We start from the raw sequence: 24514 nt of genomic DNA, 5'->3' as shown, positions 1-24514 counted from the left end.
CTTTCGCACAGATAAAACAATTGCTGTTGCTTCGCTTTCGCACAGAGCAGAGCTTCCTGGGGGCGTCCGATGAGCCGCTTCGCTTCGCTGCAGGGTCTCATCTGTGACGCTAATCCCCGAGGAGTCGCCCAGTCTCCACTCCAATCAACTTTTATAAATGGTATACGTTTTAACAAACATCATCTACAATTTTGAGTGATAAACCATTCATTAAAATTGGTAAATTACGTAAAGAAACATAAAAAAAGAGTAACTTCTATTTCAAAGAAGTCACTCATCTCAATTAATTTAATCTTTAACTTTATTTTTGTGTCCCTTAGCTAACTTCATAGCGAAAAACTGAGGTATTAAATTTAAGACACTCACAATTACTACTAGTTGAGAAGGCGATAAGGGTTTAAAATAACCACCATCCCATCCTATCCCTAACGTGTCCTCCATCCTACCGATAAAGTAAAAGGAACTAACTGCCGATACAATATTACCGATAATAAAAGGAATTGAATTACATAGAAAATTCCCCCAAAAAGCAAAAAGTGAAGTCATTACAATCATCATTAAATAGCCGAGCATTGATCGGTTAGTAAAATCTTGGTACATCGAAAAATAAACAAAAGGAAAACAGTATAAACAAACTATTAAAATACCAATTACTATTTTTCTCATATTGTCCCCTCTCTTGTATATTGATAATTTACGTAGAAAACTTGGACAGCCAAATCTTTAACATACTCCAAGAATATGATTGCTTTTTTTCAACAGTTGTCGTTTAAGCTTTCTATAGTCTAAAGTGTTTTGCCTTTCTTCATAATATCAGTAAGCAATTCACGAATAGCCAAAGGTAAATGGCGATTTTTTAAATACACTACATAAACATTTCGCCGTAAATTGGGGCAATCTACTTCCTTTTGTACAATAGTTTTAGCTGTAGGACCTTTTAAATAGTTTTCTGGTAAAATGGTAATCCCTAAATTTTCACGAACGAGAGATACAGCCGTCTCAAAGCGTTCAATTTCAAATTGGATATTAATGTTTTTTCCAGCCTTTTCAAATGCATCTAAAATGTCATGTCTCGTTTGAAAGCCTTCTGTACTAATAATAAAAGGCTCTTCACTTAAATCTGCGATCGTCAGCTTCTCTTTCTTCGCTAATGGGTGATTTAATGGTAAAACGGCTACAAGTCGCTCTTCATATAAGCAGTGAACTTCGAGCTCTTCATCATCCATTATTTGATTTGTAATAATTAAATGTGTTTTATAGCTTTTAAGCGATTTTTCAACACGCTTACTCCCTAAAATATCTACTAGATGAATCATCATTTCTGGATATTCTTTTTTATACTCTGTAATGACTTTTGGGAGCCAATGCTTAATCGATTCCATCACGCCTATCGTTATTTCACTTGTGCCACGTACAATTACCTCATCCATTTCTATTTTTAAAACTTCCATGTTTTTCAATATAACGTTTGCTCGTTCATATAAAAGCTCGCCTGCTTCTGTTAATTGAAGATTTCTTGTATTCCTTTCAAGTAAAGGTGAGCCAATTTCTTGCTCTAATTTTTTAATAGCATTACTTAGAGAAGGCTGAGAAATATGCAGTTTTTCAGCTGCCTTCGAGAAATTCATTTGCTCCACAACTGCTAAAAAATATTGTAATTGTTTAAAATCCACAACAACATCCTCCTCATTTATAGTTTTAAGCTATAGATTAATATTAATTATATATTAGAAATAATAATTATGTGAATATATAATTTATTCATAACAATATTTTCACTAGAATAATATTGGAAATGGGGTTGATGAAGATATGTATACAATGACAGATCAAAAACAGTGGAAAGGCCGTATAGATTCAACTACTAATACGAGTAGTTTCCGTTTACATCAAAAAGTGAAAAGAATTCCTATTAATGATGTAAGCGCTTCAGATAATCAGCATGCCGGTATTGTGGGCTTTATATGTGATGAAGGTGTACGTCGTAATCAGGGACGTGTAGGGGCAGCAAGTGCACCAAATGCTCTACGTGAATCATTATCTAGCTTACCTTGGACATTTAATGATGAACAGCAAATTATAGATGTTGGTAACGTTCTTTGTCTTAATCACGCTTTAGAAGAGGCACAGCATGAGCTCGGTGAAATTGTCAAAACATTGCTAAATAAAAAAATACAATGTGTCGTGCTTGGCGGTGGACATGAAACATTATACGGACATTATTTAGGCGTTCGTGCAGCGTTACCTAAAGATGCGAAAATCGGGATCGTCAATATAGATGCTCATTTCGATTTACGACCATACGATGAGCAACCATCGTCTGGCACAATGTTCCGTCAGATTTTAGAGCAGGATCCACATGCCGATTACTTTGTTTTAGGCATACAACCTTTCGGCAATACAAAAGAACTATTTGATAAAGCCGATGAGTTGCATGTGAACTATGTGTTAGAAGAAAATATGACGCCAGAAAATAAAGCACAAATCATGCATGATCTTCAGCAATATATGGATAATCATGATTATATTCTCTTAACGCTCTGTATGGATGTACTAAATGCTGCTTTTGCACCGGGTGTTAGTGCTCCATCACCATTTGGACTAGATCCAAAAACTGTACGCACGATACTTCAACAAGTCACTTCACATCCAAATACACATTCTTTTGATATTTGTGAGGTAAATCCTTCTCTGGATGAGAATGGGCGCACAGTTAAACTAGGTGCTTATTTTGTTTACGAAGCACTAAATCACTTACTTAGGAGATAAGGTTCATGATCGAAATTAATCAAATTACAACAGTATTTCTAGCAGTTGCACTATTCGCATTGGGCGGCTGGCTCATCAATAAAATCGGTTTTTTAAAGCGTTTTTGTATACCAGCACCTGTTGTTGGTGGCTTACTATTCGCCGCATTGACCACTATTCTAAAAACAACAGGCGTATTAGAAATTTCGCTTGATACGTCATTACAAAGCTTATTTATGATTACTTTCTTCACAACAATTGGTTTAGGAGCAAGCTTTAAACTTGTGAAGCTTGGTGGAAAACTATTAATTATTTATTGGTTGGCTTGTGGTTTCCTAGCATTAATGCAAAATGTTATTGGTGTATCTCTTGCATCGCTAATGGGGATTCATCCATTAATCGGTATGATGGCTGGTGCTGTTTCTATGGAAGGTGGCCATGGTGCCGCTGCAGCATTTGGACAAACATTAGAAGACTTAGGTATTTCATCAGCCATGACAATCGGTGCGGCTGCAGCTACATGTGGTTTAGTGGCTGGTGGCTTAATCGGTGGTCCGATTGTAAAGTACTTAGTTGGTAAATATAATTTAACGCCAAATGAACAAGAAACGGAAGAAATTGATTTTGAAAATAAACATGAACAAATTACATCCGATTCATTCTTTACACAAGTATTATTAATTACGTTCTGTATGGCTGTAGGTACATATGTTGGAACATTATTCTCAGAAGCTACAGGTTTCGTACTACCTGGCTATGTTGGTTCAATGTTTGTAGCTGTACTAGTGCGCAATATTATGGATAAAATAAAACCTGAAGCGATTAACATGAAGAGCATTTCTTTAATCGGCGATGTGACTTTAGGTGTTTTCCTTTCAATGGCGCTCATGAGTATTAAATTATGGGAAATTGCTGATTTAGCACTACCACTATTCATCATTGTTTTCGCCCAAGTATTCTTCATTGTCTTATTTAGTATCTTTGTATTGTTTAAGATTCTTGGAAAGAATTACGATGCGGCGGTTATGGTTGCCGGTTTTGCTGGTCACGGTTTAGGGGCAACGCCAAATGCAATGGCCAATATGTCAGCAGTTGTCCAACGCTTCGGTCCATCTAAAAAAGCATTTCTTGTAGTACCCATTGTAGGAGCGTTTTTAATCGATGTTTTCGGTATTCCCATTATTATAACGACGATCAATCTATTTAAATAATAATGAGCCGTGCAACTGTCTAATAATGACAATTGCACGGCTTATTTTTTGACTTATTGATTATTGTAATATTTCACTAACAGTTACAAATTCGTAGCCTTGTTTTTGCAAGTAAAGAATTACGTTCTCCAAACCATTTGCTGTCGTTTGATGAATATCATGCATTAAAATAATGCTGCCATCTTTCACCGATGCTTTCACATACGTTAATATTTTATCAGCATTGCGATGCTTCCAATCTAGTGTATCGATTGACCATAGAATAGAAGGCATCGTCATGACAGAACGAACTTTATCATTCGTTGCACCATATGGTGGACGGAAAACCGTTGGATACTGACCAATCGCTGCATTAATTGCATTGTTAGTTCGATCAACCTCTTGTTTAACATTCGCTGTCGATAAGGCTGTTAACTTTGCATGGTCCCATGTATGATTGCCTATTTCATGGCCAGCCTCATAAATTTGCTTTACGACTGCTGAATTTTTAGAGACATTTTGCCCAACCATAAAAAATGTAGCCTTTGCATCATATTTCTTTAAAATCGCTAAAACTTGTGGGGTAACTTTTGCATCTGGCCCATCATCAAATGTTAAAGCCACACGCTTATTTGCCCCTTTCGCTACTGGTACACCTTTATTGTATACTTTGTTATCAGTTATTTGGATATTTGCTAGCTCTGAAGCTTTCACATAGCCCTTTTGTTCACCTGCTTCTACATAGGCCCAGCCTGCTAGCGTTGTATATTGCTGAACGACTGTTTTATTGGCAATTGTACCGAGAACCTCGCCACTTGGGCTAGCAGTTAAACGAAGCACAGCGCCATTAGTAGCATTTACTCGTTTTTTTGTCGCAACAGGTTTCTTTAAAGAATTTGTTGCTACATAACCTGTTTGATGACCATGTTGGACAAATGACCAACCTCCAGGTGCCGATCCATATACAAAGACCATACTATTTTCGTAAATCTGTCCGGCTTTTTGTGCACTTGGACTAGGGTATGTAAATAATGTTGTTCCATCTTTTTTCGTCACTACATATTTTTCGGATGTAAGGCTTACTAATGCTGCCGTTTCTACATATCCCTCTAGCTGTTGCGCTTTAATTCGAGTCCATCCCTCACTTACTGGTGTAGCTGTTACATAACTACCCTTCACTATTTGACCGATTACGGCACTTTCTACGGAAGGTTCTACATAAACTGTTGTGTCATTAGCTACTGATTGAATAACTGGTGTACCCTCAGCATTTGCAGAAGTATTACCCACAAACACAAAACTGATTAAAAAAGTCAAAATAATAGCATAGGGTAAAAGTTTTTTCATCGTTCGTCACCGCCCTTTTCATCACAGATGTCTTTTCTCATATGTTTTTTCCATAAAAGTATAGGATTCGACTTTAATTATAGAATAATAAATTATCCCAGGAAATAGTAGGAATCAACTAGTTTTTCTGATTTATAATTTCTGAATTACACATTTTTTAGGATGAACGGTTATCAATTTGTTTACTGATAATTTTCTAAAATAATTTCCTCCTTTTCTTCATCAAAAATCCCCCGTGGTAGCGCTGGCAATAGATGATGAAAACAATTGGCATGTAGTACCTCCCCTCTTAAATGAAAATGATCGATTGTATTCCCAAGCATGAATACTGTTTTAGCTATTTTGCCAACTTTCATTTGTCAAAGGCCCCAAGACGCCTTTTTCAGGTACTTGTGCAGTGCACCCTATAGATATGACGATTGAAACGATAAAAAAGTTATTATTTTTTTCATATTTTTTCCTCTTACAGCGCACCGTACGCTGTAAGAGCATCTTCAATATGGAATGGTGGTGTCCAAGCCTGCCCATTCGCATTCGTCGTCACGAAAATATATTGTTTACCATCTTTTTCGATAATCGAGGCTAAGCAAAGACCCGCTTCAGGTGTATAGCCCGTTTTCCCGCCCAATATTGTACCTTCCCCACCTGGTATTTTAGCTAATAGTGAGCTTGTTATCGTTAATTCATTTGGGACATGAGTCATATAACTTTTCGAAGTCAAAATTTGATAAAAGGTAGGATTTTTAATGGCATAATGAAATAGCTTACTTATATCACGGACACTGGAGACATGGGCGGGATCATGTAATCCACTGGCATTGACAAAATGGGTATCATTCATCCCTAATTCATGCGCTTTATTATTCATTAATGTCACAAATGCTTCTTCACTACCTGCCATCGCATCCGCAAGTGTTCCTGTAGCATCCGCCCCAGAGGCAAGCAGTGTGCCATATAATAAATCTTCTATCGTTACAAAATCTCCTGCCTTAAAGCCCGCCATGGAAGCATTTTGAACAGTAAATTTAGAAATCGTTTGTGGTGTAACGATTGTTTGCTTCTGCAGATCCGTACTCATTTCAATAGCAACAATCGCTGTCATAATTTTCGTTAATGATGCAGGATAAATAATGTCATCTGCATTTTTTTCGAATAATACATCTCCTTTTTCATTCAGCAACAAAGCATTTTTACTATGCAACGAAGGTAACTCTATTGGCGTTTGTTCCGTTATTGTGTTGTTCGTATAATAAAAAAAGAATGCAACCGCACATATAAAACAAAATAAGACAAATTTTTTCATAAAAAAACGCCCCCCACACATTATAATAGGAGGCATTTATGAATATTCCTGTAGGAAATTTATGAAGAAATTCTTAAAGCTGATTTTTTATTAATAAAAATCATCGAAATCCGAACAAATTCTCGTTATATCTTTATTCGCTAATTTAAAAAATACATCCTGAGATACTTCTAACTTCAGTGCATCATCCTTTTTTAAATCCGCATATACTCCTCGTAAAATACGACCTGTTAAACCATGTGAAATAGCAATCACTTTCGGTATATGTTGAATGTCTTCTAGCCAAGCACTTAGTCTGTTCACTACTGAGTCATAAGCTTCTCCATTAGGCGCATTAAAATACCAATTATACACGTCTGTATTTTGAAGAAGATTTGGCCAAGAATTTTCGATTTCTTTCATTGTTAGTCCAGCCCATTGTCCCACTGCAACCTCAGTTAAACGATCATCTTTTTCAACATTCTTCAAGTCATATCCAATTGTTTCACAAATTATTTCCGTGCTCTGCATGGCTCTGCCTAATGGGCTCGAAAAAATTTTCCATTCATTAGGATTTCCAATTAAACTTTTCAGCATTTGTGCATTTTGTTGTACTTGATGTACACCCACTTCTGTTAATGGAGAATCGAGCTCTCCTTGATATCGTCCTTGTGTATTAAATTCCGTTTCACCATGACGAAGTAAGTAAATCGTTTGATTCAATATTGTTTCCCCCTATAATTTCTCCCCCGCTGTCACTCATTTTAAAACAATAGAATGATATAGACAAATCCAAAGAACAAACATAATGGACTGTAGATCCAAGTATCATATTTAGCAAACTGTGAATGTTTTATTTTTTTAAAAATTCCAACATAATTAAAATCACCAATCGCCCGAATAGTGAAAACTATAGCACAGACAATACTTCCGATTTTAGATGGACTATTTGCTTGAAAGCTCTGCAAATAATCACCTTGAACAACGATAATGATACTAGCAAATAGAATAAGAATGGCTACGAATAATGTTCCCCATTTTCTTGGAGTAAAAACAGGTTTATGCTCCCCCTCTTTTACAGGGAGAACAGCTGCAGAACCCCATCGACCTCCAAATGCCCAATATATATGCAAAAAACTGATAAACCACAGTAATCCCGCAGCTACTAATGGTAAAATTGATTTCATATAGTTACCTCCAATTATCGCAATCCTAAAACATACACTACCGTATGTTATGGTAATAATTTTGTCCCTTCAGGTTCTATAACCATATTAGGGACATTTATAATCGTGTATTAAAAGCTCAACCATTTTATCAAGATCAAAATTAGGATTTTCTTCAAACCTTGTCATCCATCCTACATACGTTAAATAGGCAAGTCTCGCTCTATCTATCGATTCAGCATTGTTTATGCCTTTTTTTTGATACAATTTCGAAATTCTTTGTTCTTCAATATCCACTAAGCGTGCTGCAACAACAGGATCATATTTTGCCCAAGTATAAATACCAATTTCCATTTTTTTATCTCGATTAAAACTAATTTTTAATAGCTGTTCTAAGGAAGCCCCCTGTTGCTCCATACTTTGAACAATCAGCTTTGTTGCATGTATTTCCCAATAGTCGACCATAGAATCTAACAGCTCTTGATGGTCACGAAAATAGTGATAAAAGCTCCCTTTACTTATTTTTAGTAATCGAGCAAGTGCTTCGATACGAACTTTATGTATTCCTTCATCAGCTAATTGTTGTAAGCCTGCTTTTATCCAATCTTCCCTCGTTAATTGCATGTCATCTCTCCAGAAAAATACGGTAGCGTATGTTTTTGTTTTAGATTACTACTAATTTCATTTTTTGTAAATTGTTTAATCTATTTATTTTTATGGACTTTAATGTTATTGTCAATCGTAATATTTATAGTCATTACCCTCGGTAAAATACATGCACATACTAATATAATAGCTAAAAGTTTTTTCATCTTTCTCTCCTTTTTTCATTTTATATCGAAAAGATCGCTTATAGGCAGCAACGAGGAACCGTTGATATTAGCGGAAAATGGTGACTAAGAGTGAAAATCAACTTTGTCTATTGATCATATTTTTTGTCTACAGCTGAGGCCAAGTTTTATTAATCCCTTGACCTCAATGACAACTTATCAATTATGCCGAGGCATAATTGCGTGACATCCGAGCCAACAGATGTTTTTTGCGCGAAAGCGAAGCGTCAGCAGCAGATGTTTTTTGCGCGAAAGCGTAGTGTTAACGCAGCGTCAGCAACTTGTTTCTAGACTGAGTTCCTCTGTCTCAACGAACATTTGTAGCTGACGCTTTGCTTTCGCTACTAAAGACATTGGCTGAAAGAAGTTAAAATGTATTATCGAATAGATTTTCCGCTATACCTAGTAAAATATCTTTCTCTGTAAACTCCATTAATTCTTCTCTCGTAATTTCTTTCTGTTGAATTAGACGGTTTGACTGAATAGTCACAAGCTTTTCAAATAAGTTTCGAATATACCGACCGTTCGAAAAGTTTGGAATTGATTCGGCTGGAATTTGGTGCAATTGCTCCTTCATATGGTGTGCAAATACGTCACCATACTGGTAATCATTATTTTTACATAGCATGGCAAAAATATCATAAAGCTCATCCGTGCTAAAATTATCAAACTGCACAAAATGATTGAAGCGTGATTTAAAGCCTGGATTGGCAAGAAGAAATTCCTCCATGAGCTCTGTATAGCCAGCAACGATCACAACTAAATCATCGCGTAAATCCTCCATCGACTTTAATAGACTATCAATCGCTTCTTTACCAAAAGCGTCCTGTTTATCATTAATTAGTGAGTAGGCTTCATCTATAAAAAGCACGCCGCCCTTTGCTTTATTCACAACTTCCTGGACCTTCAAAGCCGTCTGACCAACATATCCTGCTACTAAGCCTGCACGATCTGTTTCCACAAAATGCCCGCTTGAGAGTACACCAAGATGTTTATATATTTGGCCTATGATACGTGCCACTGTTGTTTTTCCTGTACCTGGATTTCCAGAGAACACTAGATGATAGGTGATTGGGAAGCTTGTTAAACCATGGTCGACACGCAAGCTTTGAATTTTAATGAAATTAATTAGATTATGTAATTCCTTCTTGGCATTTGGAAGTCCTACAAGTCCATCCAGCTGCTTCTGTAATTTTTCAATTTCTTGCTCTATTTCTGGTGTTATTCGCAAACGTTCACCGTTAATAAATTCACCGCTATAAATTATTTTTCCCTCTTCATTAAAATAATCTCCTCGACCGTGCTTTTCTCCATTTACAAGGTCTCCGATATAGGAAGCCTGTCCATTAGTATAATAAAGAGTACCATGTCCCGTCATAGCATCCTCTTTAAATTGTCCCTCCGATACTAGCACACCTTGACTAGAATAGTTCTTACCTTTTCCATGCTTCATATCCTCAAAGAAATAGCCTTCATATTGAAGGGATATTACACCATTTGAAAGCTCCTTAGTACTTGGCGATTCTGGTGCGAAGTATAGCTTTCCAGCACCTTGCATATGATTCCAGATAAAATCACCTTCATATTGTAAAAAACCACTTGGATAGTATTGTTTTCCCTTGCCTTTCTTCATGCCATGGACAAAATCACCCTCATATTGCGGCTGGTTTAAATGCGAATACTGTGTACGAAGCTCTTTAAATGGAGCAATAGCATCTTCCTCATAATACAAAATCCCGTAACCTTCCATTAAATCATTACGAAAATGCCCCTCATAATATACCTGACCATCCTTATATAAAATTCCATTACCTTGTTTTTTATTTTGAATAAATTCGCCCTGATAAATCATTTGACCTTTTAAATACATGATGCCATTACCTTGCTTCATATGATTGACGAATTCTCCTTCGAATAACAGCTCCCCTTCTTGGTCAAATAACGTACCTTTTCCATCATAAATGTCATGACCAAAGTCATTTTTCTTCACACCGCCACGATACATTAATGTACCATCTGGATACAATATATCTTTTTCTTCATGATTATATGTCATTTTATTGCCACCCTTTATCCATTCAGTATATGCTCAATTATAGCGTGGAAAAGAATACCTATGTGCAAATTTTCAGAATTAATAAGGTGATCTTTTTTATGAAATTACATTCTTATAAGATAAAAATCCGCCTAGATTAGAATCTACGCGGATTTTTATCTTATTTTTTATATGTAGCGATAATTTTGCTGCATTGATTGAATCGTTTCAATCATCTCTTCTCTAAGCTCAATTGGCTCTAGCACTTCAATGTTTGCCCCTTGGCTCAGCAGCCACATTTTAATACCATGTCCAAAAACTTCTGCTTCAAATAAATATTGCCCATCTTTTTTGGATAATATTTTTGCTGTTGGTAAGCGATCTAACACAGCTTGCGGGGATGTTCCTTTAAAGATAAACTTCATACGCATTAGCTCGCCAGCATGCATAAACTGAATACGTTTGCGAAATTCCCCTTCTTGAAAACGTTCGGCATATGGTATTTGGAATTTTTTATCAAGCTCATGAAAATGTTGAATTCGGTCGACTCTATACACAATGGGCAAATCCTTTTCGTGCTTATTATCATAAGCAATTAAATAAAAGTAGTATTCTGAGAAAATGACCGCGAGTGGTTTTAAAATCTTTTCTGTAGGAATTATTTCGCCTTCACGTAAATAATCAATTTTAATGATTTTCTTTTTTTGAACCGCCTCTGATAGAACCCAAATTAAAGGCAATAGAGACTTTTTATGATTTAAATCTACGTACAAATGTTTTTCGTTTAAAATAATATTGTGAATAAACTCCTGCTTATCAGCCGCAACAATCGAAATCAGCTTATCTATAATAGCGCTCATTTCTGATTTTAGCAGTGCTCTTGATTCGATGAGAATTTTAACAATCGCTAAAACTTGCTCCTTCGATAAAATACTTTCCCCTTTATTTGTCAGCCTGTACACATTTTCTGTCCGCACATATTCTAAATGGCAACCCAATTTAGCTTTTTCCAGATACGCTCGAATTTCATTCAAATCCCGTTGTATGGTTTTTTCACCAACATTATGTGTAAATGCTTCTTGTTTTTTGTTAATTCCTTGACCATCCATTAGTCTGTCAAACATCGAAATGACGCGATAGCCTTTGTTTTGTTGTGAATCTACCATATATCCCACTCTCTCTTCAAAGTTACTTCTCTATTATACAAAAAGAGTTGGACACTATTAGTCCTTTTAACTACGTAATTTCTATTTTATTGGTATAATTGGCACGACATACTATACTTTTGTTATAATTCACTTTATTTTTACAGTTAATTCCGTATTAGCAGATAAAAAGGACTTCAATCACCGAGTTTTATTAAAAGTCAAGTTATTTTCTACTGTTAAAGATTTAACAACATGATAAATAGAATGTTACACATTATAATAGCTTTTTGCAGAATTAGTTGAAGGACTAATTCTGCTTTTATTTTTATATAGATGTAGCTTTTTAATAAAGTTCGATTAAAAGTAAGTTGCAAACGCTGATTTTATACAGAAAGAAACCAACTGTTTTGAAACAAAGTTTGATCAAAACAGTTGGTTCTTTATTTATCTAGTTTGGTTTTTATAAAAAAGTTTGATTATTTCGGGATGCGAATATTCAATTAAAGCACCCCGTTAGCCCTTCATGCAGTGCAAAAATCAGCACTTCACCACAGAAAATGAAAGATGATTACGTTCTTTCATGGGAGTTTAAGTACAATGTTTCACAAATTGATAACTTCCTTGGAATTTAATACAACAAAAAGGTTCTAAAACCAAAGCCTTTTTAGTTAAATTACCTTTTAAATCCACCTTCTGAATGAATAATCTGACCTGTAATCCAATCTGCTTCATCGCTCACTAGAAATTTAATGGTTTTTGCAACATCTCTCGGTTTTCCTATTCTACCGAAAGGAAACATCGGTTTTAATTCATTTTTTATTTCTTCTGTCATCCAACCTGTATCAGTTGGACCTGGATTTAATGCATTAACCGTTATTCCTAAAGGGGCTAGTTCAGCCGACAACGTAATAGTTAAAGCATCAACTGCTCCTTTTGTTGTTGCATATGCTAATTCGCCAGGCATTGGTCCTTGAAACTGACCTGAAGTAATATTGACTATTCTTCCACCTGATTTCTTATCAAACCTTTGAGCAAATCTACTACTTAATAGTGTCGTTGCACGCACATTTACCATGTAATGTTTATCTAATTCTTCGGCAGTTAAATTAGAAAAATCGTTGTTGGTTGAGTATGCTGCGTTATTAATCAAGATATCAGGACTACCAAGTTGTTCAGAAACTTTATTTATAAGTTGTTCAGGTGCATCATGTTGAGTTAAATCCAACTCCATAAATGATACCTTAATACCTTTTTTTATTAATTCTTCTTTTAATTTAACGGGTTCATCTAATTCAATGCTCCAAGGCATTTTTTTATCATATTCCGTCCAATAAGTAAAAAATATATGATAACCCGAATCAGCTAACTCCTTACAAATAGCGGCTCCTATCCCTTTCAGACGGCTTACACCCGTAACAATCGCAACTTTCCCTTTTAATTGGTCCATTATCATCTCTCCCATACCTAATATTACTTTACCATGATTGACCAAATTACTTATTGAACTAAACTGCTTCGTTAGTTTAAGTACATTTCATCACAATCTTTATAGTTACATTAACATAAATATCCAAAAAAGAATCATCTAACCTCTAAGAAATTTACAGAGGAAGGATGATTTTAATCAAACTTTATTACAAATTATCGTTCTTTATTATAAATAATCAATCTTTATTACAAGCTACAATAGATAAGAATCAATTTATACTGTAAAATACTAGTAATAATAAGAGTGGGGGTGTATTTTATGAGTGATTATACATACTGTTTACCCGTTAGTGAGGAGAAATTCTTTCAAGTCGTGATAAGTGAACTGAAAAGAAAACATGCAGATATGTCATGGGAGGTTTTGAGAACAGCTACTTTATCTATTGAAGATTTAGGTACATCTTATTATGTTGATGGGGCAAGAGGAAGTCGTTGGGATGCTAAAGGTATAAATATAAAATTTGCATTACCTTCCGCAGCGATTGAAGAATTAGATAAACCCCAAATTAAGTCAACCTTATTTGATGTTTGCCAAAGTTTAATTCCATCAGAAGTCGGCTATGATTTAAAAGGTATTATATTTATACCAGATTTAACACTTGAATTTAGCTTAGACAGTGATATTGATACACTTACAACAATTGACGTATTTGGTTCTGCCTCTCTTCAAATCCTTTCAGATGAAATAAAGAAAAATCTAAAAGAAGATAAACCAGAACTTGCACTAGATAGATTACATACATTCTGTACGCGTTTTTTCAGACAACTATGTACTAAATATAAATTACCTTATGATAAAGAAGATGGATTACACACCTTATTCGGTAAGTATCGTAAGCACTTAGAAGCAAGTAATATTGTTGATTCTAATATGACATTACAAATTTTAAAAGTATATACGAACATTTTAAGTGAATATAATCAAGTTCGAAACAATAGAAGTTTTGCACACGATAATCAAATTCTAAACAGTAATGAAAGCAAGCTAATATGCAGTCATATTATTGCTATTCTCAAATTTATTGATGAAGTTGATGAAATGGTTGAATTAATACATTGGTTGTAAAACGAGTAATAAAGAGATATTGGAAAATGCACGTAAATATCCCTTTATTATTAGTCATGTTTATATATTTTTGGCTATTCGTAACAAGTAGTGGAAACTAATTTTTAAAAATAATTTCACTACGCATTTGAAACATATTGTGGAGAAAGGAATTAATAATATGATTAATGTATATGTAGATGATTTAAGAGATTGTCCTAGTGGTTTTGTCGTGGCAAGAACGTTTCAAGAAGCCATTCACTTACTTGAAACTCACGAAGTAGATATACTTTCTCTTGACCATGATTTAGGAGAAGATCTACAAGGTAATCTATTGCCAACAGGTTATGACTTAGTAAAGTATATTTGTGAAAAAGGGTTACGGGCAAACAAAATATATATTCATACGGACAACCCTGTTGGTAGAGAGAATATGTATCAAACACTGCATGGAGCGAAACGAAGAGGTTTCATTGATTCAGATATTGAAATTTACCACTATTCTATTACCGAAAATAAATATACCGAATGAAGTAATACTAAACAATTGAACGAACAAATTGTTTAGTAAGAAAAAGAATGGGCAAGTCCACTACTTATTACGAATGCCCATATTTTTTTAAATTATTTGAACTGTTCAAAATGATTTGCGACCCATCGTTGATGATTTTCAGCCACATATTGTTCAACTGCTAGTAAGCGATTCACTAACTCCTCTTTAGAAAGCTGCATATATTTTTTCTTAGCGTTATTTATATCCCGTTCAGAAGAAATCCTTCTTAATGCAGTTTCGTCAAATTTAGAAGGCATGACTGACTTTTTATGCGTGTTCTTTACTTTATAGGTTCTGCTATACTGTTGATAATAGGCATGTAGTTCCTCATTACGCTTAATGGTATTCATATGGATGCCCTTTCCTTTATCATCAAAGGCTTTCGAATGCTCGCTAATGTTATGATAGGTTACAGGAATTCCTTGAGTTACAAGAAAGTCAATGGTTTGTTTACCGATAGAAACAGAACGCTTCTTACGTTGCTGATGTACTTGATCAAGCCACTGATGTTTATCTAAATGGATTCCTTTTGGTGATTGGTTCATAGCTACGTTCCTCTCTATATTGCTTAATTAAATCAATCTCTTTCAATTCAATCTTCGCTTGCTTTGCCATCTCTTTCGCTTTTCGAACTTCGACCTCTAATCCCATTTGTTTAAATCGTCTTTCCATATCTTTTGATAACTGAATGACTTCTAATAATTCATCCTCTTGGTCTGGTTCGGGTATTTTTGCTTTGCAGCCTAAACATTGCATTTTAGTAGGACAAATGTAATCTGTAACACAAGTACCACCCAACACTTTATTAAATACACCAACTTTTTCGGCGTAGGCATCAAATTCTTTTTGCAACTCTTGTGGACTTCTTATATACACATCATCAATGTCTACATAACTTGAAATAACATCATGTAATTCACTTACTGATTCTGCGATTTGTGTAGGTGTGGGAGCTGAATAATACCCTGTTACATTCAAATCCTTCTGATGTAACATTTTTGCGACAATATCAATCGGCATTTTTTGACGCTGAACAGCTTCTGTTGCAAATGCATGACGTAAAAGGTGTGCTTTCACAGTTACAGCTTTTCCGTTCTGCCTCTCAAATAATAATCCATGAAGTAAAAATCGAATGGAACTGTGTAAAGCATTTCCTTGTAATGCTTTACCTGCATATTGGAAATAATAAGGTAAAGGTGTGGGGAATACGTGCCTTCTTCCCTCCCTGTAAAGGACACTTGGAATTTTATCAGCGTCATAATGTGCTTTTAACATCCTTGATACTGTTTGAATATGTTCCATCGTTTGTTTACTTAAATAAAACTCTTCTAACGAATCTCTTCCTTTAGGAATAGCTTTATAGGAATAATGTAGCTTGTTGTTCTTTTTCTTTACCTCAATACATTCTTTTGTATTACTGATTTGAAGTAATTCATTCCTTCTTGCACCTGTTGTTGTTAAAATGTCGATGGCTAATAGACCAAATGTACAAGCCACATAAAATGGTTCTACATCTATTAATAAACCTTCTGCTTTGTCCTTGTGTAAAGTGATAAATGTTGAAGGTGTTAGTATACCTTTATGCCTCGAATGAAACGTATAGGGTTTTTGCCCGTTATCAGACTCGTATCCCCATAAAGATAAGAAATTAAAAATCTTCTCATGTTCTTCGATGGGTCTGTTTTGTACCCACTTTCCTAAAACGTTCTGCTCAATTAATTCATTAAACCAAAGACCTTCAGGTGCTGAATCACTCTCTATTGATTCAGCACGAATAAACTCAAGAAAATAAGCATTATTTTCATCAGAATAAGTCGACTTTTTTTGTGTCGCTTGCTTTATAATAATATCTGAAAAATCCTTTTGATGGTTTAGTACAAAGGAAGGTTTGTCCCATAAACGAAAATAAAATACTTCCCCAATACGTTTTGGTTCCGCATAAGAAAATTCAATCGGTAATGATATTGAATCAGTTTCTATCACCCTTATTTGTTGATGAAACGCATCTCTCAATCTCTTCATTTGATTCCATCGTAGATTTGCTTCTGCACGTATTGTTGAAAGATGTGGCACAATAGCATCTGTTTCATCCTTACGAGTGTTTTGGGCTTGTTCTATGGCTAATTTAGTAAAGGAAAACTCTCTACTATCATATGAAAAGGGTGGTAATAAAAACTTATTATAATATTGCTGTTCACCTGAAGGAAGGTTTTCACTAATCCACTTTTTAGTATAGTATTCAGAAGAATTATATTTACTTAGTAAATCCTTTTTCATACTGTTAGAAGAATTGATACAAATATCACCTTTCAAATATTTATCTACATGGACATTTGGTTCGAAATCTGAAAATGAAGTAATGTTACATTCCCTAAAAATGTCTTTGAGTCTTGGATGAAGTATGCTTATTATAGTAAATATAGTTTGTGTGTCATTATTCCTAACTTCTCCAATTAACGCTATAAGCAACAATTGATTTTTCCAATCGAAAGTTAAGCAGTTGTTATACAAATATTTAAGCAACCGTTCATCTAATTTATCAATTAAAAATTCACTTTTATTATTTTGTAGACACATTAATCGAGTATCCATTTGCCCAAGCATTTTATCGTACCATTCTGTTTTAGGTCTTGACTGCGTTATTTCATCCAAATTTATTCCAACCCTTCTAACAATTCTTTTAAATCTTCATCAAAGTTTTCGATGATAGATGATTCAATGACTTCAAGCTTTGGTTTTGATTTCTTCAAAGATTTTTGTTTAATATAATCCTCTTCATTTTTCTGCATTTGCTCCAACATATTCTCATGAGCTTCTCGATGTTTCGTTTCATCAAAATGATGCTCATACACATTCATCGTATCTGGATTTTTCCACTTCATATATTTAATCAGCTCGTTTTTTCGTTGATGAATTTCTGTTTCATTTTGTGCAACGTTATAAATCTCTCGTAATCGAGAAGTAACGAACCAATGCCTTGCTTTATGTGGATTTAAACTTAGTTCATTACTCTTCATTGCTCGATTCCAGTGGTAGTACCAAGCGTGATAAGTAAGAGGTGTTCCATTTACTGATAAAAAGATAGGGGCATCATCAGGTAATTGTTCAAAATTTAAATGATTCTCGTCAAAGGGTTTTCTTTCAGTATCTATGTAGTGAAACAATATTTTCACCGTATCTTTGCTAACACGTATAAACTTTATTTTTCTACCATGACTCCCCTTATTGAAGGTAATAAATTCTTGATGACTTTTACGTTTGCGGTAATCACCAACTGTTAATTCAATAATTTCTGAGGCTCTTGCACCTGTTTCAAATAGCATACGAGCTATCACCATTTCACGAAGTGACCAACTTGCTTTTTTTCCAGCTTGATATACTTGATAAGGTAGATCTATATCATCAATAATTTGTGGTTGCCATTCTTCATTGATAATTTTAAAATAGGAATCCGTTAATCTTCTATGAGGGATAACTTCTTCTGTACCTGCAATTGAAGGCATTCTTGGCTTATCATCTCGAACACCCTTTATCTCAACTTTATAGCTGTGCAAGAGAGTTTGACCATCTATTAATGGATTACTATACGGATACCGTTTCAAACGAATCATAGCCTTATAAAAAGATTTTAATGCCGATAAAAAACGACTTATCGTATTAGGACTTTTACTAGTTAAATTTACAAAGCGAAACGTGTCTTTATCACGAATCTTACACTTCATTTCATACATCAAATAATCTTCAACCACAACACGTATTTTTTCTTCTGGATCATTCCATTGCACTTTCTTTCCTTGATAGTTGCTTTCTTTCTCTAACCATTTAAAAAATGGAAGTAGACAATTCAAATAGGATATGGCAGAACTTTTGTCTATTCTTCCGAAACAGTCATGGTAGTAATCTGTTAAAGGTAGAAAGGGGTGATTTTCTTTAAATACAAGTAGCTCATACTTACTTTCGATATGTTTAGGACAATATTCAAACCAATACAATTATTAACCCCCTCAAAAGGAACGAATATTCTTATTTTAATGTTTTTTTTTCGTCATTGTAAAATGTTCAGTCTTATAACAAATTTAAATAAGAAAGATAGTCAAAATAAAAAAGCACACCACTAAATTGCATTTAGTAATGTGCATTTTCATTAAATGTGTAACATTATAAGTGAAACACTATTAAATAATACTTAATGTACAATTACTTGTACTTAATCTTACAGAGTAATTGAAGTCCTTTTTATCTGCTAATAAAGTTGCCCTTAAAATGAGCTTAATTTCCGTTCTAGGCTACTCACTTTCGGGATCAGATCACACAGCGTCACAGATGAGACCCTGCAGCGAGAAACGCGAGTGAAGTGGCTCATCGGACGCCCCCAGGAAGTTTTGCTCTGTGCGAAAGCGAAGCGGCAGCAATTGTTTTATCTGTGCGAAAGCGTAGCGACAGCAACAACAAATGTTTTCTGTAGCGAAAGCAAAGCGGCAGCTACAAAGCGCCCAGCCGGAACGGAAACCAACCTCTAGCTTTGCCTAAGCGTCATACTTTATTTAAGTGACACCTTAATGAATTTCATCTACCATTTTTTTAACCAAGTAAAAATCTTGTTGACCGAAATCTTTTGCAGATTATTCCTTTACTCTTACTGCAGTTCCATATGCTAATACTTCTGATGTGCCGTCCATGACCGATGATGTTGAAAATCTTATCGCAACAATTGCATTTGCCCCTAGTTGTCTTGCTTCATCCTCCATAGCTTGTGTGGCAAGTTCTCGAGAGCGAGTGAGCATTTCTGCATACTCCTTCATCTCTCCTCCGACAATATTACGAAGTCCAGCCATCATATCGCGGCCAATATTTCTCGATTGTACCGAATTACCTTTTACTAAACCTATAGTTTCTACAATTTCTTTTCCCGCTACAATATCTGTTGTTGATAGTAACATACAATACTCCTCCTATTTTTTATATTTTTCAACGGCTTTAACAGCTTCAGTAATGGAAGTCGTAATCACTCCCGTGCGCTTAATCAAGCCAATCACAAATAAATTACGATAAACAAACTGATTTTCAATTCCGTCCCGTACAAGTGCCTCTATTTTCATCATATTGTCCCGGCCTTGTTGGCGAACATCTGTAAATACACCTACGATTGGTCGATTCAGCATCGCAAATGCACCAATTTCTGCTGCTACACCTGAATCAATCTCAACGCCATCTAATACGGCCACTAATACATCGCTATTTTGTAGCATCTCTAAATCCGCTTGCGCAATCGCCAAACTATCAGCATATGCCGTCTTATCATTTATCGCATCATTCTCCTGTGGTACGTATAATTCAATACCTGGTACTGCCTCTCTAATTGCTGCAGCTAGCTGCTCGTTAACTAAACGATCTCCTAAAGAAAATAATCCATTTGCTAAGTATGCCTTCATAATAAAACTCCTATTCCAACGTTTTTTCAAACACTATTTTATGTCGATCTTTTTTATCTACAAAAGTTGAGACAATATCATATCCGTGTTTAAGATTTGTTATGAGCATTGCTTTTCGCTCATTTCTACCATATGTACGAACTTTTTTAAAGCCAAGTGCCTGTAAATGTTCATGCTGTCGCCTCAATAATCGACTGGCAATCCCTTGACCACGTTTCTTTTCATGGACACCACCTAACCAACTATAAAAAACGCCATCCGGATGTATGTAGCCTAGTTTAAAGCCTATGATATCTTCATTTTCTATTGCTAATAAACAAATGAGTCCTTCTTTACTTTCTAGTTTTTCTAGTGGGAGATTTGCTCCATCAAATACATGTGCATGAATTTCCTGTAATTGCTTCAACCAATCATATGGTACGCCTTCAATTGTGACGATATGCATTTTTATCACCCCTATCTCTACAGTCATTCATTATAGCAGAAAAGGTTGAACTTTAAGGTTAAACATAAGTTCTGTCCAAATTCATCAAGACATTGGCAACGGCCACATGTCGCCCATTCTCCTCTAATGCCGCTGAGATACGGGGCATCCCTGTAGACGAGATAAATATGCTATCGCGTAGTTCTATACATAAAAATACTGGAATCCAATCCCCTTGTCATTTTAGAGAATGGATAACTTCCTTTTCAACTCTATTGAATAGAAATTCTAAGTTAGATTTTCATTCAATCCAGCATTTTGATTCACGCCATAATTCAGCGATTACCCTAATACCATCAGCAGTTGGAACTTCATCTCTTATATTAGCTAAATATCTTAAAATAAACTTCAACGATTCTTCATCCGCATTTATTGACTGTATTTTTTCAAAGTCGTCTTCACCGTCATATAATTTCCCTGTATCAAGATACATTACATAGAGCTCTGCAAGCGTCATTACACTTATATCGAAGACGAAATCAATTTCATCGAAGCTCTCATCAAAGAACTCCTCTCGTTTCATCGCGGTAATAACCTCAGACAGCTCTATATGATTTGATTCTAAATTATTTTGGATATAGTCCTCTAAAAAATCGACTACAGCCAAGCCTTCATCACTTTCTAATGGCTTATCTCATATACATTATAAAGCATTTCTAATCTAGCGTCGTCGCTGTGAAAATAAAAGCACGCCCATCCGCATTTAAAATTTGTAGTCCTTTACTTGTTTCAGCTAATGGCTTGTCCCAACGAACATGGCCACAGCAGACTAAAAGCTCAGCAGCATTTTGTAGTTCTTTCCAAATATTCGGATTTCCAGGCAGGCCCTGAGAGCTAATTTCCGGACTTTCATGAAGTAGCAGGATGTCGGGAACTTGCCTTAAAATGTTTCTGAGTTTTTCCAAATAATCGGCTTCCCCCATCCGATTCGGTTTATTCACCCTACCGATAATTCCTCCGATTCCTGCTACTGCAAGATTTGCATGCATGATCGTACCCCCATTCGTGAAGAAATGGATACCTGAGGTAGAATTCAATTCCGCTAGTTCCTCATTCCTCAAGAGATCGTGATTTCCTGCGATGCCTGTGATAAATCCAAAATGACTCTGAAAAGCTCTCCATACAGGCAAAGGACTACCGCTAGCACCCCTTTTGGTTAGATTAGTATACAAGTCTCCACATAAGCACACCATCACCTTGGCAGGGTCCAAATCTGACAAATGGATTTGAAACAAAAGGGAAAGCACTTCCGCAAGTTCCTCACCAAGTAACTTCTGGGTTTCTGCCATCTTTTCTTGATTATGACCTGCGATTCCTTGTAAATCAGAAGCAATAATTAGCGCATCCAACTCCTCTGGCAGTTCAAGCATCTCTCCCCAGTAAACGGGAAACCATTCATAAGAAATCCCTGCTCCCTTTGGTGCAGCGGTAATGTATGGTATTTTCTCTAAAGGCTCTTTGGCAATATCAACGATTTTTAATGCTCTTTTCATCTGTTTCTTCATTTAAACACATCACCCCTTACAGAAAGGTACCAAAGTAATAATTTCATCTTTTCATGTGAATAGCCATCTATACCTCTTCAGGTTGCCATTGACATAAAATCGGTACCTCGTCCACGCTCCTTACAGTAATCATCCTTGGATTCGAATCATGTCTCCAGCTTTCACGTTATATCCCAAACTAATAAAAAAATCTCCCACTTTTATACGAACCCAAACTCATATCATTTGGATATACTGTTCGTTTTAGCGAGAGATTATATTCTATCATCCGATTGTTTCTACAATGTTTCCTTGCTGATCTTTAATATATGTTTTTTCAATTAGGAGTGAAAGCCCCGGTATAGAAGGTAATTCAAATTCTTTTTCTTGTGGCATCAAGTTTTGATTGAGCTCCATAACTGCCTTTTCATTTAAAGTTATGGTAGCATCCGCTTCCTCCACGCTATACCCACATTTTTCTCCTGGCTCAAATACAACTCGGATTTCTCGACCAACTAAGGTTAGTTTTTTCCCTTTTAAAATCCGCCCGCGTAATAGTTTACCGATTATTCCTGCTTGCTTTGCCCCCAACGTTAACTTATTAGGCTGTTTGCTGAACAATCCCTTTTTCCCCTGCTCCCAAGCTAGTTGGTCCACAAATAAATAGCCAGTATTTGAGCCTTCTTCCGCCATTCCTTTTTCTACCGCTTCGGCAATGGATGAAATATGTAAAAGAGATGCACGAGATAAGTCAGTAACATAGCTCGGGATATATTCTAGACCTGCATTTAGTACACCAATTGTATTCCAAGTTTGCATCGCCTCAAGCTCATCACCTGTAATCCCTACCATTTGAATAAATTCCACTTGTCCATTCGGTGTATCAATCGCAGGCAACTCTGGATCTAATGTATATGCAAGTGCTGTTAAAAGCGTATCAGCGCCTTCGCAGATTGGACCATTAGCATCCAAATAATCACCTGCTCTGAAAACATTGCCACTGTCAAAAACATATCTTCCCATGTTTTGCAGCAAATTTAACGCCCACGCTGGTGGCTCCTCCTCGTCTTCATTTCGAGCAAGACGAAATGTTAACTCAAACCCATATCCGCTGTATTCAGCATCCTCTGATTCTTTTTCATATAATTCGGAAAATCCATAAGTTACAAAATGCCAGTGTGGAACTGGTGTCTCACTTTTATAGGCACTGATTCCTTCAAGCGGATCTTCGCCTCCTAGTAAATATGGAATAACGGTTCCATAATGCTTCGGCTCCTGGTCTCCGTAAACTTTTAATACTTCCTGATCAATCGCGTCCCAGCCAGATGCATTTATTTCTTCGCTCATCAACAACTCCCCCTATGTATTCCAATATTACCTATAATTATACTATAAAGTATATAACACACTCCAAAGAGAATAATACCTAATTTAATTACCTCTAATATTACTAGATTTTTTTCATTAATCTGTGTGAATATTGAGTAAAAGTTACTAAGTCCTATGACAATCTGTAAAGACATGCCTAAATATGAAGCCTCAACGGATATCTAGATGCGCCGAGGCGTTATCAAAGCGAGGATAAAAAATAATTAGAATGATTCAAAATTTCGCCTTAACCGTATAACATTACTGGTGAACGGACACTTTGTAAATAATCTGCAAGCTTCCCAGCATATACTTTTTCTAAATAAGGTAATTGTGCAATGCAATGGGGTGTCATTAATGCTGGGTTCTGATAAACTTTCAGCCCTCCAACCTTTAAAAGCATCGCCACAAATTGCGAGCAAAAATAGGCACGCTCTCTTCTTACCTCTTTTTGCATCACCACGCCAAAGAGCCCAATAAAATTATATTTATAGCGATCACGATTCCAATGCATATATTCTACGATTTTCATCATCTCTAAGTATTGAAAATGAGATATTTTACAACGATAAATGACACAATCGGCTGTTTCAAATAGCCCTCTTTCTGCGTCTTCTCGCAAAAAACCCCCACTTAAAGGATTGTTTAGTTGTCTACGTCCAAAGCTATACATTTCAAAGAGTTCCTCATCAAAAGCAATGGACGCATGATTCATCTCTTTTCCAGTATACATGCCTATAGCTTTTGATAATAATGTACCTGTTTTTGTTAATACTATGTAAATGGTGTATGCCATTTCCTCACCTACTTCAATATTCTTCCCTACTACCAATACGTTTTAAATATTCAAACGGTTTCATTTATTTCCTTTTTTTATAAGTATATATAACGAAGCTCATTTTTTCTTAGTAAAA

Annotated in this window: 25 protein-coding genes; 4 read left to right on the top strand and 21 right to left on the bottom strand. The window is 35.5% G+C overall.

Features of this window, described 5'->3' with window-relative positions; all coding sequences use genetic code 11:
• Positions 1-288: 288 nt before the first annotated feature.
• Positions 289-666 carry a hypothetical protein gene (locus tag ACQKOG_RS04555; RefSeq protein ID WP_427445287.1) on the bottom strand — a complete coding sequence of 126 codons (378 nt, stop codon included), beginning with the start codon at positions 664-666 and terminating at the stop codon, positions 289-291.
• A gap of 119 nt (positions 667-785) precedes the next feature.
• Positions 786-1673, bottom strand: a complete 888-nt coding sequence (locus tag ACQKOG_RS04550; RefSeq protein ID WP_370081174.1) for a LysR family transcriptional regulator — start codon at positions 1671-1673, stop codon at positions 786-788.
• A 139-nt stretch (positions 1674-1812) separates the two neighbouring features.
• Between ACQKOG_RS04550 and hutG the strand changes: the two genes are divergently transcribed.
• Both hutG and gltS read left to right on the top strand, forming a co-directional pair.
• The gene (gene hutG, locus ACQKOG_RS04545; protein ID WP_370081172.1) at positions 1813-2769 is read left to right on the top strand and encodes a formimidoylglutamase; all 957 of its coding nucleotides are present in this window, start codon (positions 1813-1815) and stop codon (positions 2767-2769) included.
• Between the two features lie 5 nt (positions 2770-2774).
• Positions 2775-3959, top strand: coding sequence for a sodium/glutamate symporter (gene gltS / locus ACQKOG_RS04540; RefSeq protein ID WP_370081170.1), 1185 nt, complete (start codon positions 2775-2777; stop codon positions 3957-3959).
• Between the two features lie 60 nt (positions 3960-4019).
• Here the strand turns inward: gltS and ACQKOG_RS04535 are convergent, their stop codons facing one another.
• The 9 genes from ACQKOG_RS04535 to ACQKOG_RS04495 all read right to left on the bottom strand — a co-directional run bounded on the left by ACQKOG_RS04535 (position 4020) and on the right by ACQKOG_RS04495 (position 13193).
• A complete protein-coding gene (locus tag ACQKOG_RS04535) occupies positions 4020-5285 on the bottom strand; it encodes a polysaccharide deacetylase family protein (protein ID WP_370081168.1) in 1266 nt (421 codons plus the stop codon).
• 182 nt (positions 5286-5467) lie between these two features.
• Positions 5468-5641 carry a hypothetical protein gene (locus ACQKOG_RS04530; protein ID WP_370081166.1) on the bottom strand — a complete coding sequence of 58 codons (174 nt, stop codon included), beginning with the start codon at positions 5639-5641 and terminating at the stop codon, positions 5468-5470.
• A 107-nt stretch (positions 5642-5748) separates the two neighbouring features.
• The gene (locus ACQKOG_RS04525; RefSeq protein ID WP_370081164.1) at positions 5749-6588 is read right to left on the bottom strand and encodes a D-alanyl-D-alanine carboxypeptidase family protein; all 840 of its coding nucleotides are present in this window, start codon (positions 6586-6588) and stop codon (positions 5749-5751) included.
• Positions 6589-6678: 90 nt separating this feature from the next.
• Positions 6679-7290 carry a histidine phosphatase family protein gene (locus ACQKOG_RS04520; protein WP_427445280.1) on the bottom strand — a complete coding sequence of 204 codons (612 nt, stop codon included), beginning with the start codon at positions 7288-7290 and terminating at the stop codon, positions 6679-6681.
• A 41-nt stretch (positions 7291-7331) separates the two neighbouring features.
• Entirely contained in the window at positions 7332-7754 is a 423-nt protein-coding gene (locus tag ACQKOG_RS04515; RefSeq protein WP_370081160.1) for a DUF3995 domain-containing protein, read from the bottom strand.
• 87 nt (positions 7755-7841) lie between these two features.
• Entirely contained in the window at positions 7842-8357 is a 516-nt protein-coding gene (locus tag ACQKOG_RS04510; RefSeq protein ID WP_427445277.1) for a TetR/AcrR family transcriptional regulator, read from the bottom strand.
• A gap of 573 nt (positions 8358-8930) precedes the next feature.
• Complete coding sequence (locus ACQKOG_RS04505) at positions 8931-10619, bottom strand: AAA family ATPase (protein ID WP_427445274.1); 1689 nt, start codon at positions 10617-10619, stop codon at positions 8931-8933.
• Positions 10620-10786: 167 nt separating this feature from the next.
• Positions 10787-11764, bottom strand: a complete 978-nt coding sequence (locus ACQKOG_RS04500; protein ID WP_370081154.1) for a helix-turn-helix transcriptional regulator — start codon at positions 11762-11764, stop codon at positions 10787-10789.
• Between the two features lie 655 nt (positions 11765-12419).
• Positions 12420-13193 carry an SDR family oxidoreductase gene (locus ACQKOG_RS04495; protein ID WP_289417341.1) on the bottom strand — a complete coding sequence of 258 codons (774 nt, stop codon included), beginning with the start codon at positions 13191-13193 and terminating at the stop codon, positions 12420-12422.
• 300 nt (positions 13194-13493) lie between these two features.
• Between ACQKOG_RS04495 and ACQKOG_RS04490 the strand changes: the two genes are divergently transcribed.
• Together ACQKOG_RS04490 and ACQKOG_RS04485 are read left to right on the top strand one after the other, a co-directional pair.
• On the top strand, positions 13494-14300 hold the full coding sequence (locus ACQKOG_RS04490) for an abortive infection family protein (protein WP_370081152.1): 807 nt from the start codon (positions 13494-13496) through the stop codon (positions 14298-14300).
• A gap of 160 nt (positions 14301-14460) precedes the next feature.
• Positions 14461-14811 (top strand): cyclic-phosphate processing receiver domain-containing protein, encoded by a 351-nt coding sequence (locus ACQKOG_RS04485; protein WP_370081150.1) that lies wholly within the window; start codon positions 14461-14463, stop codon positions 14809-14811.
• A 92-nt stretch (positions 14812-14903) separates the two neighbouring features.
• Here ACQKOG_RS04485 and ACQKOG_RS04480 read toward each other — a convergent pair whose 3' ends face one another.
• The 10 genes from ACQKOG_RS04480 to ACQKOG_RS04435 form a co-directional block, all read right to left on the bottom strand.
• The gene (locus ACQKOG_RS04480) at positions 14904-15377 is read right to left on the bottom strand and encodes a hypothetical protein (RefSeq protein ID WP_370081148.1); all 474 of its coding nucleotides are present in this window, start codon (positions 15375-15377) and stop codon (positions 14904-14906) included.
• Positions 15343-17484, bottom strand: coding sequence for a site-specific integrase (locus tag ACQKOG_RS04475; RefSeq protein ID WP_370081146.1), 2142 nt, complete (start codon positions 17482-17484; stop codon positions 15343-15345). Before ACQKOG_RS04475 ends, ACQKOG_RS04480 begins: the two co-directional genes overlap by 35 nt.
• A gap of 2 nt (positions 17485-17486) precedes the next feature.
• Positions 17487-18824, bottom strand: coding sequence for a tyrosine-type recombinase/integrase (locus ACQKOG_RS04470; protein ID WP_370081144.1), 1338 nt, complete (start codon positions 18822-18824; stop codon positions 17487-17489).
• A gap of 630 nt (positions 18825-19454) precedes the next feature.
• Positions 19455-19772, bottom strand: a complete 318-nt coding sequence (locus ACQKOG_RS04465) for a YbjQ family protein (protein ID WP_370081142.1) — start codon at positions 19770-19772, stop codon at positions 19455-19457.
• Between the two features lie 12 nt (positions 19773-19784).
• Positions 19785-20264 (bottom strand): nucleoside 2-deoxyribosyltransferase, encoded by a 480-nt coding sequence (locus ACQKOG_RS04460; protein ID WP_370081140.1) that lies wholly within the window; start codon positions 20262-20264, stop codon positions 19785-19787.
• A 10-nt stretch (positions 20265-20274) separates the two neighbouring features.
• Positions 20275-20709 (bottom strand): GNAT family N-acetyltransferase, encoded by a 435-nt coding sequence (locus tag ACQKOG_RS04455; protein ID WP_370081138.1) that lies wholly within the window; start codon positions 20707-20709, stop codon positions 20275-20277.
• A gap of 280 nt (positions 20710-20989) precedes the next feature.
• The gene (locus tag ACQKOG_RS04450) at positions 20990-21355 is read right to left on the bottom strand and encodes a DUF4259 domain-containing protein (RefSeq protein ID WP_427445265.1); all 366 of its coding nucleotides are present in this window, start codon (positions 21353-21355) and stop codon (positions 20990-20992) included.
• Between the two features lie 49 nt (positions 21356-21404).
• Positions 21405-22253 (bottom strand): metallophosphoesterase family protein, encoded by an 849-nt coding sequence (locus ACQKOG_RS04445; protein WP_370081134.1) that lies wholly within the window; start codon positions 22251-22253, stop codon positions 21405-21407.
• Positions 22254-22517: 264 nt separating this feature from the next.
• Positions 22518-23579, bottom strand: a complete 1062-nt coding sequence (locus tag ACQKOG_RS04440) for a suppressor of fused domain protein (RefSeq protein ID WP_370081132.1) — start codon at positions 23577-23579, stop codon at positions 22518-22520.
• 268 nt (positions 23580-23847) lie between these two features.
• On the bottom strand, positions 23848-24396 hold the full coding sequence (locus ACQKOG_RS04435; RefSeq protein WP_370081130.1) for a hypothetical protein: 549 nt from the start codon (positions 24394-24396) through the stop codon (positions 23848-23850).
• Positions 24397-24514 lie beyond the last annotated feature (118 nt).

Origin of the sequence: Lysinibacillus sp. NPDC093216, from assembly GCF_050280325.1 — a bacterium.
In the GTDB taxonomy this organism is placed as follows: Bacteria; Bacillota; Bacilli; order Bacillales_A; family Planococcaceae; genus Lysinibacillus.
Note: the sequence above shows the minus strand (reverse complement) of the source record. Positions and strands in the feature narration are given on the sequence as shown.